The organism is Pandoraea iniqua, assembly GCF_902459685.1.
Taxonomy (GTDB): Bacteria; Pseudomonadota; Gammaproteobacteria; order Burkholderiales; family Burkholderiaceae; genus Pandoraea; species Pandoraea iniqua.
Genome location: NZ_CABPSF010000002.1, coordinates 1199361 through 1215307, shown reverse-complemented (window position 1 = coordinate 1215307; position 15947 = coordinate 1199361). Strand labels below are relative to the sequence as shown.

Annotated in this window: 15 protein-coding genes; 10 read left to right on the top strand and 5 right to left on the bottom strand. The window is 62.4% G+C overall.

What is annotated here, in order from left to right:
• Positions 1–6 precede the first annotated feature (6 nt).
• Positions 7–1089: a GGDEF domain-containing protein gene (locus PIN31009_RS11205; protein ID WP_246185605.1), complete on the bottom strand. Its 1083-nt coding sequence runs from the start codon at positions 1087–1089 to the stop codon at positions 7–9.
• 474 nt (positions 1090–1563) lie between these two features.
• On the opposite strand from PIN31009_RS11205, the gene PIN31009_RS11200 reads away from it, so the two are divergent.
• The 4 genes from PIN31009_RS11200 (at position 1564) to PIN31009_RS11185 (ending at position 4321) form a co-directional block, all read left to right on the top strand.
• A complete protein-coding gene (locus PIN31009_RS11200) occupies positions 1564–1935 on the top strand; it encodes a hypothetical protein (RefSeq protein ID WP_150790217.1) in 372 nt (123 codons plus the stop codon).
• 205 nt (positions 1936–2140) lie between these two features.
• Complete coding sequence (locus PIN31009_RS11195) at positions 2141–2659, top strand: GNAT family N-acetyltransferase (RefSeq protein WP_150790216.1); 519 nt, start codon at positions 2141–2143, stop codon at positions 2657–2659.
• 312 nt (positions 2660–2971) lie between these two features.
• Positions 2972–3175 (top strand): cold-shock protein, encoded by a 204-nt coding sequence (locus tag PIN31009_RS11190; protein ID WP_058379209.1) that lies wholly within the window; start codon positions 2972–2974, stop codon positions 3173–3175.
• Between the two features lie 159 nt (positions 3176–3334).
• On the top strand, positions 3335–4321 hold the full coding sequence (locus PIN31009_RS11185) for a glutathione S-transferase family protein (protein ID WP_150790215.1): 987 nt from the start codon (positions 3335–3337) through the stop codon (positions 4319–4321).
• 34 nt (positions 4322–4355) lie between these two features.
• Here the strand turns inward: PIN31009_RS11185 and purT are convergent, their stop codons facing one another.
• Positions 4356–5558 carry a formate-dependent phosphoribosylglycinamide formyltransferase gene (gene purT, locus PIN31009_RS11180; protein ID WP_150684190.1) on the bottom strand — a complete coding sequence of 401 codons (1203 nt, stop codon included), beginning with the start codon at positions 5556–5558 and terminating at the stop codon, positions 4356–4358.
• Positions 5559–5728: 170 nt separating this feature from the next.
• Positions 5729–6403, bottom strand: coding sequence for a TetR/AcrR family transcriptional regulator (locus PIN31009_RS11175; protein ID WP_150790214.1), 675 nt, complete (start codon positions 6401–6403; stop codon positions 5729–5731).
• A gap of 150 nt (positions 6404–6553) precedes the next feature.
• Between PIN31009_RS11175 and PIN31009_RS11170 the strand changes: the two genes are divergently transcribed.
• The 4 genes from PIN31009_RS11170 (at position 6554) to PIN31009_RS11155 (ending at position 12184) form a co-directional block, all read left to right on the top strand.
• Positions 6554–7438 (top strand): SDR family NAD(P)-dependent oxidoreductase, encoded by an 885-nt coding sequence (locus tag PIN31009_RS11170; RefSeq protein ID WP_150790213.1) that lies wholly within the window; start codon positions 6554–6556, stop codon positions 7436–7438.
• A gap of 35 nt (positions 7439–7473) precedes the next feature.
• On the top strand, positions 7474–9102 hold the full coding sequence (locus PIN31009_RS11165) for a flavin-containing monooxygenase (protein ID WP_150790212.1): 1629 nt from the start codon (positions 7474–7476) through the stop codon (positions 9100–9102).
• 118 nt (positions 9103–9220) lie between these two features.
• Complete coding sequence (locus PIN31009_RS11160; protein ID WP_246185604.1) at positions 9221–10267, top strand: alpha/beta fold hydrolase; 1047 nt, start codon at positions 9221–9223, stop codon at positions 10265–10267.
• Between the two features lie 252 nt (positions 10268–10519).
• Positions 10520–12184: an MBL fold metallo-hydrolase gene (locus PIN31009_RS11155; RefSeq protein WP_246185603.1), complete on the top strand. Its 1665-nt coding sequence runs from the start codon at positions 10520–10522 to the stop codon at positions 12182–12184.
• Positions 12185–12234: 50 nt separating this feature from the next.
• Here the strand turns inward: PIN31009_RS11155 and PIN31009_RS11150 are convergent, their stop codons facing one another.
• Both PIN31009_RS11150 and PIN31009_RS11145 read right to left on the bottom strand, forming a co-directional pair.
• Positions 12235–12483 (bottom strand): hypothetical protein, encoded by a 249-nt coding sequence (locus PIN31009_RS11150; RefSeq protein ID WP_150684185.1) that lies wholly within the window; start codon positions 12481–12483, stop codon positions 12235–12237.
• Between the two features lie 81 nt (positions 12484–12564).
• A complete protein-coding gene (locus PIN31009_RS11145; protein ID WP_150790210.1) occupies positions 12565–12822 on the bottom strand; it encodes a DUF1488 family protein in 258 nt (85 codons plus the stop codon).
• Positions 12823–13301: 479 nt separating this feature from the next.
• Between PIN31009_RS11145 and PIN31009_RS11140 the strand changes: the two genes are divergently transcribed.
• Positions 13302–14537, top strand: a complete 1236-nt coding sequence (locus PIN31009_RS11140; RefSeq protein ID WP_150790209.1) for a hypothetical protein — start codon at positions 13302–13304, stop codon at positions 14535–14537.
• A gap of 153 nt (positions 14538–14690) precedes the next feature.
• Positions 14691–15878 (top strand): hypothetical protein, encoded by a 1188-nt coding sequence (locus PIN31009_RS11135; RefSeq protein WP_150790208.1) that lies wholly within the window; start codon positions 14691–14693, stop codon positions 15876–15878.
• Positions 15879–15947: the final 69 nt, after the last annotated feature.

The window sequence follows — 15947 nt, the reverse complement described above, 5'->3', positions numbered from 1 at the left end:
CGGTGCTCAGCGCAGCGTGGCCGGTGCCGCGACCATGACGCGGTCACGTCCGGCGCGCTTGGCGGCATAGAGTGCCGCGTCGGCGGCACCGAGCAGGCGCATCGGCAAGGCTTCCGGATCGGCACTGTCGCGCGGATCGATGCTCGCCAGCCCAATCGAAATCGTGAGCGGCACCAGCGCGCCGTCGTCGTCGGGCACTTCAAGGCGAGCCACCGCGCGGCGAACGCGCTCGGCCACCGTCCCCGCCCAATTCTGTTCGGTCTGCACCAGCAGCGCCGCAAACTCTTCGCCGCCGTAGCGCGCCAAGGTGTCCGTCACGCGCAGTTGCGCGCGCATGCACGCGCTCGCCGCACGCAATGCGCGGTCACCGGTCGCATGGCCGTGGCTGTCGTTCACCCGCTTGAAGTGATCGATGTCGATCAGCAGACACGCCAGCGGTGCGCCGTAACGCACGCCGCGAATCACCTCTTCGCGCAGGCGCTGATCGAAGTAGCGGCGATTCGACAAACCGGTCAGCGGATCGGTGAGTCCGATGCGCTTGAGCCGCTCGCGATTCCACATATTCTCGAGACAGACCGCAACGACCGCGCCGAACCGTTCGAGGAAATCGGTGGCCATGTCGGGCGCGAAGCGCTTCGCATCGCGGCTGCCCAGTGCAATCACGCCGATGTAGCGGCCGTTGCGCGACAACGGGATGACCACGGCACTCGCCGGGGCACGCGCGCCGAAGAGCGGTGCGTGGCGCTCGCGCGGTGCGCCGATCCAGAGGCGTCCGTCGCCGCAGATCGCCGCGAACGTGCCGGCATCCTGCGCGATGCCCAAGCCGGTGTCGAGCGCACGCACGCCTTCGGCGGTATCGATGAGGTCACGCAAGGTGTCGTCGATCTCGGCGAGCATCACGTGAACCCCGGAGAGATCGAAGTCGTGACGCAACCGGTTGAGCACCACCTCCAGAAACTGCCCGAAGTCGGGAGCCCCCATCAGGGCCAGTTCAATGTCCTGAAAACGTTTTAGCGAACGCTCATTGCGCTGCACAGTCGCCAGCAGCGCTTGCAAAGCATCGGGCGTTGGTGCCTGGTTGGTTGCCACTTGTGGTCTCGAAAGACGCGCGGCACTTCGCGGCCGCGTAGCGTGATTGCCCGGATTTGATGTCGGCATTGTGCCGGGCATTGAGCCCTATAACGGCACTCACCTGTGAAATTTGAGGGCGTCAGGTATGAATTTTGACGCCCGCAAATTAAGTCGTGGCGCGGTTTTCCACACCCCTAGGGAAAATACCTACCCCGCGAGTCCCCTATGTGGCAGCGCACAAATTTCTCGTGAGAGACGAGATACGGTGCCTTCACCCCATGACGGACGGCCGCCCGGCCATCTCGACAACGCTTTTTAGCGGCACTACAATCGCGCCCGCTCGTGTGCGCCAACGGTTTTACACATCCCCGGAATCCGGTCGTCGTCCGGTGCACAACAGACCGGCATCACGTCGCATCACGCCGCATCGCCGCGAATGACAGCCGGCCGAGCCGCCCCGTCTTAACTTTTGCTATCCCCACGGAGACATCGTTGTTCACGTCCTACCTGCGCGCTTCGCGCAAGGCGCTCGCCGCCATCACGTTCGCTGCCTTTGCGGCGCTCGTCGTCACCCTCCCGGCACAGAACGCCGACGCTGCCACCCGCCATCACACCCACAAATCGGCCAAGCCAGCGAAGAACGCGAAAGCAGCCAAGCCGGCAAAGGTCACGAAAGTAAAGAAAGCGACAAAAACCACCAAGGCAACCAAAGCCACTAAGGTCACCAAAGCCAAGGCGATGAAGACGTCGCATGCGAAGTCCGCCAAGGTGAAGGCAACGCATGCCACCGCCGCGGCAAAGCCGCATCGTAAAAACCAAGGCAAGACGGCCAGCCTGCGCAAACACAAAGTCGCCGCGTTATAGTCATCAGGCGGTGACGCCACGGACCCCGGACGCCACCCTCTCATTTTCGTGAGGCTGCATAGGGTGGTGACATGTCCATGACATTGCGGCGCACGCTCGCACGCGTTGCGCCGGCGCGACAGCCGATGTATTTCGCTTCGTTTTTTTGCTGCAAAGCTAATTCTTGTTTTGCCTGCCCCGACTCTCGGCGCACGGGAAATACGGCATGACGGCGACGCGTATTTTGTGTGCCACGCAATCAGACGTGGATGCCATTGCGGCACTTCACGCGCATAGCTGGCAGGCCACTTATTCCCACGCACTCCCCGACGGTCCGCTCCTCGCCCATCTGGCGCGCGAACATGCGTCGCTCTGGCGCGAGCGGCTGACGCGTGCCGACGACCCCGCGTTGCGCATCTGGAAAGCCTGCCCCGATCTGGACGGCGGCCCGCTCGCGGGCTTCATCTGCGCCTTGTCGGGTGCCGACGGCATTCTGGTCGACAACCTCCACGTGGCCGCGCCATGGCAGGGACAAGGCATCGGGCAGGCACTTTTCGGGCGCGTCAGAGCGTGGTCAAACGCGCTCGATCCGACCGCGCCGCTTTATCTCTGGGTGTTAGCGCAGAACACGCGGGCGCGCCGGTTTTACGAACAACTGGGCGGCGCAGCCGGCCCGGTTCACCCCATAGCCGTCTCACCCGGCATTGAAGTTCCTGCATTGCGCTATCTATGGCAGCCGGCTTAACAGATGCCAACAGACGCAAACCACCGTGAAGTGCAATACGTGGACGGACCGGTCGTCCGGTTGCTCCATGCACATGTCGCACTGCAACGAAAAATGGCCTGAGACTGGCGTAGATCAACAATCTAAAAGTTTCCCCGCTTGACACCTTCCCACCTTTCCCGTAAAAAAACGGGTGCATGAACGTTGTATGGCGAGTCTTGTGTTCATCTAATGTCGCCCTATGCGTCACCTCGGTTGTACCTGATCAGCTTTAATGTCATGCGCTCACTGAGCTTCTCGCTCGCTCATTTGAAAACTTTAAGGATTTAAGAAATGGCAACTGGTACCGTCAAGTGGTTTAACGACGCCAAGGGTTTCGGATTCATTACGCCGGACGAAGGTGGTGAAGATCTCTTCGCGCACTTCTCGGAAATCCAAGCAAAGGGCTTCAAGTCCCTGCAAGAAAACCAAAAGGTCACCTTCGAAGTGAAGATGGGACCGAAGGGCCGTCAAGCCAGCAACATCAATCCCGTCTAAGTGATTGATGTTCGGCTAAGCGATCGCTAACCCGATCGACGCGCCTCGGGCAGAACCTAACCGTCTGCCCGAACTGAAAACCCCGCTCTGGCGGGGTTTTTTCGTTGGGCGGCAGATCCGGCAGCTATGCTGAGAACTCCCCCACGCTGGAGGTATGAAATGGGCTTATTGGTAGACGGCAAGTGGCACACCGACTGGTATGACACGCGCGCCACGGGCGGACGCTTCGAGCGCCGCCCCACCTCCTTCCGCCACTGGATCACCGCCGATGGCGCACCGGCGCCGGACAGCGAAGCAACGACCGGCTTTGCCGCCGCGCCGCAGCGCTATGTGCTGTACGTGAGCTATGCGTGCCCGTGGGCGCATCGCACGCTCATCATGCGGGCGATGAAGGGGCTGGAAGCCATGATTCCCGTTGCCGTGGTGAACTGGCTGATGCTGGACAACGGCTGGACCTTCGCGCCGGGCTCGGGGGTCACGGGCGATCCGGTCAACCACGCCGCCTTTCTGCGCGACGTGTATCTCGCGGCAGACGCTCACTTCTCCGGCCGCGTGACCGTGCCCTTGTTGTGGGACACCGTCACCCACACCATCGTGAACAACGAGTCGTCGGAAATCCTGCGCATGTTCAACAGCGCCTTCGACGGGCTGGGCGCCACCGCGGGTGACTACTATCCCGCAGCGTTACGCGAGGAAATCGACACGCTCAACGCGCGTATCTACGACACGGTGAACAACGGCGTCTACAAGGCAGGGTTTGCGACGACGCAGGCGGCCTACGAGGAGGCTGTCGCGCCGCTGTTCGAGACGCTCGACATGCTGGAGCAGCGGCTCGCCAGCCGCCGCTTTCTGACGGGTGGGCGCATGACCGAAGCGGACATACGCCTGTTCACCACGCTCATCCGCTTTGACGCCGTCTACGTGGGGCACTTCAAGTGCAACGTGCGCCGCATTGCGGACTATCCGAATCTGTCGGCCTATACGCGCGACATCTATCAGTTGCCCGGCGTTGCGGCGACCGTCAACTTCGATCACATCAAACGTCACTACTACGAGAGCCATCGGACAATCAATCCGATCGGCATCGTACCGGTCGGACCGTTGCAGGATTTCGATGCGCCTCACGGCCGGGCGCAGATGGCCTAGCGGGTGTGGCCGGTGAGGTCGCCGTCAGCCGCCTTCAGACGGCGCGCGGCTTCACGCGGCTGGCCGCTTCCAGCGCGTTGCGGCGTGCGACGTCGAGGTCGTCGTCGTACGCCAGTGCAACGCCCATACGGCGCTTCACGAAGCTCTCCGGCTTGCCGAACAGACGGATGTCGGTCTGCGGCACTTGCAGCGCCTGATCCACGCCGTCGAACACGATTCCTGCCGCGTCCACGCCGCCATAGATCACAGCACTGGCACCGGGCGTCTTCAGCGTGGTGTTGACCGGCAGGCCGAGAATCGCGCGCGCATGCAGCTCGAATTCGTTCTGCCATTGCGTGATCATCGTCACCATTCCAGTGTCGTGCGGACGCGGGCTCACTTCGCTGAACCACACTTCGTCGCCCTTGACGAACAGTTCGACACCGAAGAGTCCCTGCCCGCCCAAATTCTGCGTCACTTCGCGCGCGATCAGGCGGGCGCGCTCCAGCGCGTTCACCGGCATCGGGTGCGGTTGCCAGCTCTCGACGTAGTCGCCGCTCACCTGCTTGTGCCCGATCGGCGCACAGAAGTGGGTTTCGACCTGTCCGTCAGCGCCCCGTGCACGCACGGTGAGCAGCGTGATCTCGTAATCGAAGTCGATGAAACCTTCGACGATGATGCGCCCGTGACTCACGCGGCCACCGGCCATGGCGTAGTCCCACGCGGCCTTCACGTCGCCGGGGCCGTCGATCTTGCTTTGCCCCTTGCCCGAGCTGCTCATCACCGGCTTGACCACGCACGGATAGCCGATGCCGCCGTCGATGGCTGCCTGCAACTGTTCGAGCGAATCGCAGAACTTGTAGGGGCTGGTCGGCAGGCCGAGCGTTTCGGCCGCCAGACGGCGAATGCCTTCGCGGTCCATCGTCAGACGCGCGGCGCGCGCCGTGGGCACGACGTGGACGATGCCGTCGGCTTCGAGCGCTTCGAGCATCGGCGTGGCGATGGCTTCGATTTCCGGCACGACGAGGTCCGGCTTTTCGGCAAGGATGAGCGCCTTGAGCTGTTCCGGGTCGGTCATCGCAATCGTGCGGGCATGATGCGCAACCTGCTGCCCCGGGGCGTTTTCATAACGGTCGACGGCAATCGTCTCGACGCCGAGCCGCTGCAACGCGATCAGGACTTCGCGGCCGAGTTCGCCAGCGCCCAACAACATGACCTTGGTCGCGCTCGGCGACAGCGGGGTTCCGATAGTGGTCATTTGCGACCCTTGGAGAGTGAGGAAAAGGGATGCGTTGTCGCGCGCGGGCGCGCCAAACGCGAAAGACGTATTGTAGCGAGCGCCGCCATACCGAAGCTAGAAGCAAGGAGTGAGAAGCCGGACGGCAAGCGTCAGTCATCAGGCGTCCGGCGCCACCGCGAACCGGACGCCTAGGCCAGCGCCCCCCGCAGCACGCGGCGGCAACAGGCGACCATGCGGGCTTCCGTGTCCTGATATCCGGTGAGCACCCATGCCGTGCCGGCGTTGGTCATTGCACCGACAAGTGCCAGCCCGACGATGCGGGCGTCGGCGGCCGCATCCTCGGTGTCCGGCAGCGGCGCGTCGGCCATGCCGATGATCAGGCGGGCGAATTCGAAGAGATAGCGCTGATAGGTCGAATCGGTCTCGGGGCTCACGCCCATCACCTCGAGCAGCAGCACGCGCGCGGCGTGGCCGTCGCGCAAGAAGGTGAAAAACGCGTGCAAGCCGGCGTCCAGTCGCGCATCGAGCGTCGGTGCGCTGGTGGCAACGGCCGCCTGCAACTGGCCGAGAAGCGTCTGCGCATGATGCGCGTACGTCGCCCGCAGCAGATGCTCCATGCTCTCGAAAGCGGCATAGAAGTAACGGTCGTTGAGCTTCGCGAGACCGCACACCGAGCGCACCGTCGCGCGCCGGAATCCCACTGAGCCGAAAACCGCCGTGCCGGCGTCGATGAGCGCCATGCGTCGCGCCGCTTCCCGCTGGGCCTGCCCCACGCCGCCGTAACGCCGGCCGGACGGCGCCCGCGAGGGTGCGACGTCTTTGTTGTCCGATTCGAGTCCTTGTTCCATTTCGCTATTTGACATCACGAACGCTGAAAACTAAAGTGGTGACACGCATCACCAAATTATACGCAACGCGATGCGAGTGACAAATGACGAGTGACAAACGACGAAATTTGGCGTCGTTTTGAAGTCACCGGACAAGATCCGTATCCATTGATAGGAGACATTGGCATGAAGACGTTCACCGACAAGGTGGCGGCCATCACCGGTGCGGGCTCCGGCATGGGTCGCTCGCTCGCCTTGGAACTGGCGCGCCGAGGGGCGCATCTCGCGTTATCCGACATCGACGACGCCAGCGTCGCGTTCACCGCGGCGGCCTGCCGTGACTTTGGCGTGCACGTTACCGCCCGGCGGCTGGACGTGTCCGACCGCGACGCCGTGTTCGCGTGGGCCAGCGAAACGGCCGAGATGCACGGCAAGGTCAATTTCATCTTCAACAACGCCGGGGTCTCGTTGTCGGTGCCCGTCGCGACGGCGCAGCTCGACGATATCGAGTGGCTGATGAACATCAACTTCTGGGGTGTCGTGCACGGCACGCAGGCATTCCTGCCCTACCTCACGGCCTCGGGCGAAGGTCACGTCGTGAACACGTCGAGCCTGTTCGGCATCGTCGCCATGCCCACGCAGTCGGCCTACAACGCCAGCAAGTTTGCGGTGCGCGGCTTCACCGAAGCGTTGCGCATGGAACTCGATCTGGCAGGCTCGCCCGTGACCGCGACCTGCGTTCACCCGGGCGGCGTAGCGACAAATATCGTGCACACCTCGCGCATCGACGACAGCATCACGACGCTCACCGGCATGGATGCACAGACGCACCGCCGTCGCGCCAACAAATTGATCGACGTGACGAGTGCCGATGCGGCCGCCCGGCAGATTCTCGCGGGGGTCTCGCACAACGCCAGACGCGTGCTCGTGGGCGCCGATGCACGCCGCGTCGACAAGCTGGCGCGTCTGCTCGGTGCGAGCTATCAGGCGTTGGTCGTTTGGTTCTACCGGCGCACGGCCGTCGCGCGCAAGCCCCGTGCCACGGCAGCCGACGCCGCCCGATACGAATGAGCGAAGCTATAAAACAGCACCCGACGGAATCTGCCATGACCGCTACCCGTACTGCTTCCGTACCCAACACATCGAACGAATCGAACCCATCGAGTCCATCCAACACTTCGCACGCCCCGACCGACATTGCCAGTGTGGCCACCGATCTCGACGTGATCGTCGTCGGCGCGGGCATCTCGGGCATCTCGGCAGCCCACTACCTGCGTGAGCGCTGCCCCGGCACGCGCTTCGCCATGCTCGAGGCCCGGCAGTCGCTGGGCGGCACGTGGGACCTGTTCCGCTATCCCGGCGTACGCTCCGACTCCGACATGTTCACGCTCGGCTTCAGCTTCCGGCCGTGGAACAGCGATCAGGCCATCGCCGAGGGCGGCAAGATTCTCGACTATCTCAAGGACACCGCGCATGCCGAAGGGCTCGACGGCCTGATTCGTTACGGTCATAAGTTGCGTGAAGCGCGATGGGATTCGTCCATCGCGCGCTGGACGCTCGACATCGAGCGCACCTACCCCGATGGCCGACAAGAGACACAGCAACTGACCTGCCGCTTTCTCTTCATGTGCAGCGGCTACTACGCGTACGACGCCGGTCACTCACCCGCGTGGCCCGGCATGAATGACTTCACCGGCAAGCTGGTTCACCCGCAACACTGGCCGGCGAATCTCGACTACCGCGACAAGCGCGTGGTCATCATCGGCAGCGGCGCCACGGCGGTGACATTGCTGCCGAACATGGCACCGAGCGCCGCCCACGTCACGATGCTGCAACGCTCGCCGAGCTACATCCTGTCGATGCCGTCACGCGACGGCGCGGCCGAACGATTGCGTGCGCTGCTGCCCGCCGGCTTGGCCCACCGCATCGTGCGCATGAAAAACATGTTGGTGACGCTCGGCTTCTACAACGCGGCGCGCCGCTGGCCAAACGCCATACGACGCGTGTTGATCAAGCGTGCGGCGCGGCAGGCGCAGGGACACGTGGACGTCGCGCGCGATCTCTCGCCGCGTTACAACCCGTGGGATCAGCGGCTCTGCCTCGCGCCGGGCGGCGACATCTTCAAGGCGTTGCGCAGCGGCCGTGCCTCCATCGTGACCGACGAAATCGCGTCGTTCACGCCGACGGGGCTCGTCCTCAAGAGCGGCAAAACGCTCGATGCCGATATTGTCGTGACGGCGACCGGACTGCGCGTGCAACTGATGGGTGGCGCGAAATTGTTGGTCGATGGCGAGCCGGTGACGTTGGCCGACACCGTCTCCTACAAGGGCATGATGTACAGCGGCGTGCCCAATCTGGCGTCGATCTTCGGTTACACGAATGCGTCGTGGACGTTGAAAGCGGAGTTGATCGCGCAGTACGTCTGCCGTCTCGTCAATCACATGAACCAGCATGGCTACGACACGTGCGTGCCCCGGCTACGCCCGCACGAGCATGCCGAATTGCCCGCCATCGGGCTCACTTCCGGCTACATTCAGCGCGCCGCCGGCGAGTTGCCGAAGCAAGGCGGCCGCAAACCGTGGGTGTTCTATCAGAGCTACTTTCGCGATGTGCGCCTGATGCGCTGGGGTCGTGTCGACGACGGTGCCATGCGCTTCGAGCGACGCGCCACACGTGAGGTCGATACCCCGCAAGTGGCTGACGCGCTGAGTGGCATGAAAGCGGCGTCGCGTTAGGCCGGTTAGGCGTGTTAGACGCTCAGGCGCGTTCGTCGCGATGGACGCGCTGCGTCGACGGCATTCTCAAAGTCGCTCCCATCGACATGCGTGAACTTCCCTTTCGCGGCACGGCCTCATGACCGCATTCAACTCACTGCCCGACATCATGCTCATTGCCTACTTGCTCGGTTGTCTCGTGATCGCCTTCGCCGTGATCGTGTTGGTGCTCGTGCGCTTCACCCAACGCGTCGCCAAGCGCGCCGAGGCCGCCGTGCCACCGGACGGTCAGTTTCTCGACATTGACGGCGAACGTCTGCACTACGTCGATTTCGGCAACGGACCGGCAGTTGTGTTCGTGCATGGTCTGTGTGGTCAGCTACGTAACTTCGCGTACCTGCCCCTTGCCGAAATGGCCCTCACACATCGCGTGATCCTGATCGACCGGCCGGGCGCCGGATACTCGACACGGTCACCGGAAAGCGATGGCAATCTCGCGGCGCAGGCGGCGGTCGTCGCCAGACTCATCGCGACTCTGGGACTCGAGCACCCGCTCGTCGTCGGCCACTCGCTCGGCGGTGCCGTCGCGCTGACGCTGGCCCTCAACCACGGCGCGCAGGTCGGCGCACTGGCGTTGATCGCGCCGCTCACGCAGCCGGTGTCCCAACCGCCCAAGGCATTTCGCGCACTGGCGGTGCGCAGCGCATGGTTGCGCCGCTGGATCGGACGCACGCTGGCCGTGCCCGTCGGCATGATGACCGGGCGCACGACGCTCACCTATGTGTTCGGCCCTGAAGATGCCCCGAAAGACTTTCTGATCCGCGGTGGCGGCGCACTGGGCTTCCGCCCGGGCAACTTCTACGCGGCATCGGTTGATATGCTCGCCGCCGAGCGCGACATGCCGGGTATCAGCGCACGCTATGGCGCGCTGAGCGTCCCCGTCGACGTGCTGTACGGCCGCAGCGACCGGATTCTCGATTACCGCGTGCATGGCGAGGGGCTGCCGCGCGGCTATGCCGCGGCGCGACTGACGTTGATCGACGGCGGACATATGCTCCCCGTCACACAACCCGAGACCACGATGAAGTGGCTGCAAGCGGTCGCGGCGCGTGCACACGGCGCGGCGAGCGCGGCGTCATCCGCACCGGCAACGGTGTCCACGCATGCGGCCAACGACGCCGCGTGATGTTGCCACCTGCTCGCCATGTGTCCACGGTTCCCCGCGAAATGAGACAAACGAGACGCACCGGCTCAGGTGCGTCGACGCTTCCAATGGCACACTAAGGACTTCGCGACTTCGCTTGGCTTATGCGCCGGCAGCGCCATGTCCGCCACCTCAGATTCGTCTGGTTCGTTCGATTCGTCCCGTTCGCGCCCGTCTGCCCCTTCCCTGCGTCAAGCAGCGAGTCTCGTCGTGCTTCGCGCGCGACCGAGTGGCATGGAAGTCCTGCTGCTGCGCCGCGCCGTGCGCGCCAACGATTTCAGTTCCGACGCCTATGTTTTCCCCGGCGGGGTCGTGGATGCCGCCGACCGGCACGCGCATGCCGCGTGCTACGGGCTCGACGATGCGGCCGCGAGCGATCGCCTGCATTTGCCCGAGGGGGGACTCGACTACTACATCGCCGCGATTCGGGAATGCTTCGAAGAGACGGGTGTTTTGTTTGCGGACGTTGTGAGCGGCGATGCGGGAAGCCATGCGGGAAGCCATGTGGCGAGCCACGCCGAAGACCGTGTCGCAGAACCTATCGGCACGCCGATCGACATCACCCGCCTGACGGCCATTCGCGCGCATCGTGAAGCGCTTCATGACGCGGCGACGGACCTGACCTCGCTGTGCCGAACGTTCGACATACGACTGGCGCCGAACCGGCTGCATTACCTGAGCCACTGGGTGACGCCGCTCGCGCTTCCGAAACGATTCGACACCCGCTTCTTTCTCGCGGTGCTGCCCGACGGGCAACAGGCCGAAGTCGATCAGGTGGAAACGGCAGCACACCGCTGGATGCGCCCTGCCTATGCCTTCGCCCACGCCGAGCAACTGCGCTTGTTGCCGCCGACACGCAAGCTTCTGCAATGGCTCGAACGTATGGGCGATGTCGACACCGCGGTCGCCGCCGCGCAGGCGCTTACCGACGTGCCGCGCATTCAGCCTCGGCTGGCAGACGGCAAGCGCGGCCGCTGGCCCGTGACCCCCGACGAGCCGGCATGGGCCGAATTGTCGCTGACCGATCCGCACGAACAAGGCACGGGCAGCTACGACATCGTGCCGGGACGCGTAGTCACACTCATGCCCGGCGTGCTGCGCGTGAGCGCGCCCAATCCGGGCATGATGACGGGCCCGGGCACGAACACCTATCTCATTGGCGGCGGCCCGGCCAACGCGTGGGCGGTGATCGATCCGGGGCCTGACGATCCGTCGCATATCGACGCGATTTTGCGGGCAGCGCCGGGCGGTATCCGGCAGATTTTCGTCACCCATACCCACCGCGATCACTCGCCGGCCGCCCGTACCCTTGCTGCGCGCACGGGGGCCACGACATACGGGATGCCTGCGCAACACGAGGAAGGTCAGGATCTGACGTTTGTGCCGGATATCGTGCTGAAAGATGGCGATGCCGTGGGGTTACCCGATGGCCGTATTTTGCGTGCTATTCATACCCCGGGACACGCGGCCAATCATCTCTGCTACGCGCTCGACGAAGCGAAAATTGTCTTCACGGGCGATCACGTCATGCAGGGCTCGACGGTCGTTATCAACCCACCTGACGGGCACATGGCGACGTATCTGCATTCGTTGAAAAAATTGGCTGCGCTCGCGCCCGAATGGCTCGCACCGGGGCATGGCTTCGTCATGGATCAACCCGCACAGCGTATTGCACGGCTGATCGCCCATCGTCTTCAGCGGGAAGCTCGCGTACTCGACGCCCTTCGTCGGCACGGACCGGCGACGATCGAGACGCTCACACCGATCGTGTACGACGATGTGCCGGCAGTGCGTCACGCAGTAGCGCGGCGCTCGTTGCGCGCGCATCTGGAAAAGCTCGCAGAAGATCACCTCGCGGTGCGGCAAGACGAGGGGCGTTGGGCCGCTGCCGGCGCCTGAAGATTCATGAACTTTCGCGAAGGTTCGTGAAGGTGTGCGCCAGTTTCGACTCAGTCGTCACCGTCGCCGAGCAACTCATCGACAATGCGCTCGCCTGCTTTGCGACCGGCCATTTCGGCGTCGACACGATTGTCCCGATGCCCATCGGGCGAGCGCACTTCCGGCCCTTCCGGCTTCCCATGGCGGGAGACTTGCACCAGATAGTCCCAAGGGCCGGCGTACTCGTTTTGAAACGCCTTGACGCGAATTTCATAGCCGGCGCGATATTCGTACATCTGCTCATGCGAGGCATAGCTCATGACGGACTCCGGTGCATAAGGTGGCGTGAAGTGGCGTGAAATGTCGTGACATCGTATGACGTCGCGGCGGGTGCGTACCGATTAGCCGGTGGCGCGCAGGATGACGGGTTCGGATTGAGCACCGTCTGAAATTGCAGCGACCGCCAGCGCGACGATGGCGTCTTCGTGATCCACGAATTGATCGAAGAGCGCTTCCCCGGCCGCGTCACGGCCAGCGAGTCGATTCAGCGCGGCGCGCTCGATCAGGCAGGTCCAGACCGTGCCGTCCACATTGAGGTAAAAGCGCACCGACCGGTCATCGTCGACCAGTCCAATGCCGCCGTGCAACGTCGCGCCCATCGCACCTCTCCATTTCTCGGATACTGCCCAATCGTTAAATTCGGACAAAAAATGCTATCACTTTAGGATCGCGTTCGTATTTTTCCCCTGTCAAAACTGGCAGCATAAAAAAACCCGCCTGAGAGAGGCGGGCTGAGAAAACCGGAACGCACGGGGCACCATGACTATCCCGGGAAGACAGGGTCATGAAAACATGACAAATTCATTATGCGTCGGCGCAACGCTGGCGGCGAAGCCTTGCAGGACGGGAGTTAGATCTAGATCAAGAATGTCGTCACTCTATCTTCATGCCGCCACGACGCATGAGGCATGCGTCACAAAACCGCAACAATTCTATGCATCGACGGTCGGGAATCATGGATATTTCGTGAAGCCGCCGCCTGAATTTTTACTTAGGCCTCCACATTTACTCGATTTCCCTAATCTGTTAAGGTGCGAATCGACCAAGAAAAATTCTTGCGAAGTCAAGAGATTCTAAAATGAATGCGAAATTTCACAATGGGGAGGCCGAAGAGCCGTTTATCCCGAATTGGGTGTATCGACTCGTAGCTCGGTGGAAGATTTTCCTGCCCTTGGCAGTGGTGCTCGCAGCGGTCATCTATTTAGGCGTCCACGCGATTACCTACAAATACGAGAGCAACGGATTTGTGCTGCTGCGCAGAGACGTTTCGCTCTACAACGCGCAACGGCCGGCGTTCTACGATGGCGCGTTGCTGCGACGCTACCTCGCCAGCAAGGATAAGCTCGAGACCCCCGAGGGCCAGTTCCTGCTGCATTCGGTGAGCAATGCGTTCGTCACCAAGCATCTCATCCTGACCATGCCGTACGGCAAGGAGGATGCGCGCTACGTCGGCGACAAAGACCGGTCGGCACTGATCTCCACCGGCCTCGACCTCAAGTTGCAGAGCCGCACTTCCGGCGAACAGGCCGCTGCGCGTATGCGACTGCTGGCGGGATTTGTCGTCGATGCCATGCTCAAGCAAACGTTGACATCGGAATTGCGCAACAAGCTGGTGGCCGCGCGAAGCCAGCAGCAGGTCATCGACAATCAGTTGATCGAAGCCAACCTTAACCTGCGCGAGCTGACGAGCCGTTTGGACGCCACGCGCCAGATCGCCGCCCGTTACCCGGAATCGTCGCGCCTGAACGATCGTCAGTTGCTGACGACGACGGGAGACGCGGGACGCTTCCTGTCCCCGATGGCCCAAATGATCGGCCTGGAGTCCGACATCGCCGCCGTCAAGACGTCGCTCGATCGCCTGAAACGCCAGCAAACGCAGAACACCGTCGCACTTCAGTTTTATGAAGGTCTGTTCGCGAAGCTCCCGAAGGACCCGACCGGCGAGCAGTTGCTTGGCGACTTTGTCGCTGCCATCGGGCACTATTTCGGTGACACCAGCCCGACCGACGACGTTCGGCGCGAGGTCTACAACACGCAATTGCTGATGGTTCAATCCATGCGTTCGCAAGGCCTGGATGCACCGCGCTTTACCTCGGGCCCCACGGTTCCATCACGAATGCAAGGCCCGGCGCCACTGGTGCTTTTGCTCGCCGCTGGCGCACTCGCCACGTTGTTGGCAACCATCGCCACGCTGGCCTTCGATTTTTTCGCACTCGGCAAGCATCGCCAACAGGGAAACACGTCGCCGGTCACGCTCCCGCCGGCGATTTCGGAGATACCCCGAGAGCTGACTCACGAAGCGCGTAGTGCCTGAACACCGTAAGGCAAAAAAAAGCCGCTCCCTCCCGAGCGGCTTTTTTTATGCGCGTGTCACATCGGCGACCGTATTACCGTCATTTTGCTCTGATATCCTTGGCGCCTTTCGCAGATCGACATCTCATTTTTGCATCGGCTTCCGGAATCTACGATGGTGAAATTGGCAGGACATAATAAAAAAGCCCCCGAGACGTCCACCGGCATCATCGTTCTTGAAAACATCAAGCGGAACCGAGCACTCTGGCTGCTGTTGGTCACTACCCTTTCGGTTGCGCTGTATGTGCTGACGAGCGCCATGCTCTACCGCTTCGAGAGCCATGGTCTATTGATCGTCAAGCAACATCTGGTTCAGTACAAAGCCGAGAATCCAGCCTTTTCCGACGACGCACTGCTAAAGCAGTACTTAAGCGCGAATAACGCACTCAATACGCCAGCAGGGCAATTCCTGATGGAAGCGCTCGACGAGCCATTTCTCAGCGAGCATGTGTCGTTAGTCATGCCTTATGGCAAGAACGACCTCCCCTTTGTCAAACTGAACGACAACGAGAATCTGACGTCGGTGGGCCTCGAACTCACAATGTCGAGCCACCTATCCGGCAGTGACGCCGCCGCCCGATTGCAATTGTTCGCCGGGTTTCTCACTGACACCATGCTCAGTCAGACCCTCGCGGGCGATGTGCGACGCGCGAATATGCAGGCGCTCGAAGACAAACAAACGCTAGATAACAAGCGCATCGAGAACAGTGTGCGGCGCGATGAGATGACCGACCTGCTCGCGCGTTCCCGTGAGACCGCCGAGCGCTACCCCGATTCGGATGAGATGGATCAGGGGCAACTGTTAAGCACGGACGCCGCGGCCTCGGCACGTTTTCTATCGCCGATGTCGCAGATGATCGGCATCGAATCCGACATGGCAACGAACAAAGCGGACGCCCAGCGCCTCAAGCGGCGCGCCGCACAAAATGCGATCGCGCTGCGTTTCTACGAAGCGTTCAATGCGAAGGTCAAGCCCACACTCACGGGCCATCAGTTGCTGAAGGTCTATCTCGACTCGCTCAACGCGTTCTTCGACGATGGTGAGTTGGCCGATGACATGACTCGCGAAGTGCACAACAAGCTCATGCAGCCGATACAACGCATCAGCGCCCAGAGTGTCGATGCGCCGCGCTTCTCTGCCGGGCCTACAACGCCGCAAAGCCCGTCGGGGCCACCGCAGCTCGCCGTGTTGGGCCTCGTGATCATGGCGGGTGTGCTGTTCGCCACCGCGATAACGTTGCTGGTCGACGTCGTCAGACATCGCCGGTCGCACGCAGCCGACGGCACGAGAGACGCGAAATAACGGGAATAAAAATGGGAGGGACTACAGACGAACGATGGAGAAACTACGGGTGGCGGCAAAATACCGCGA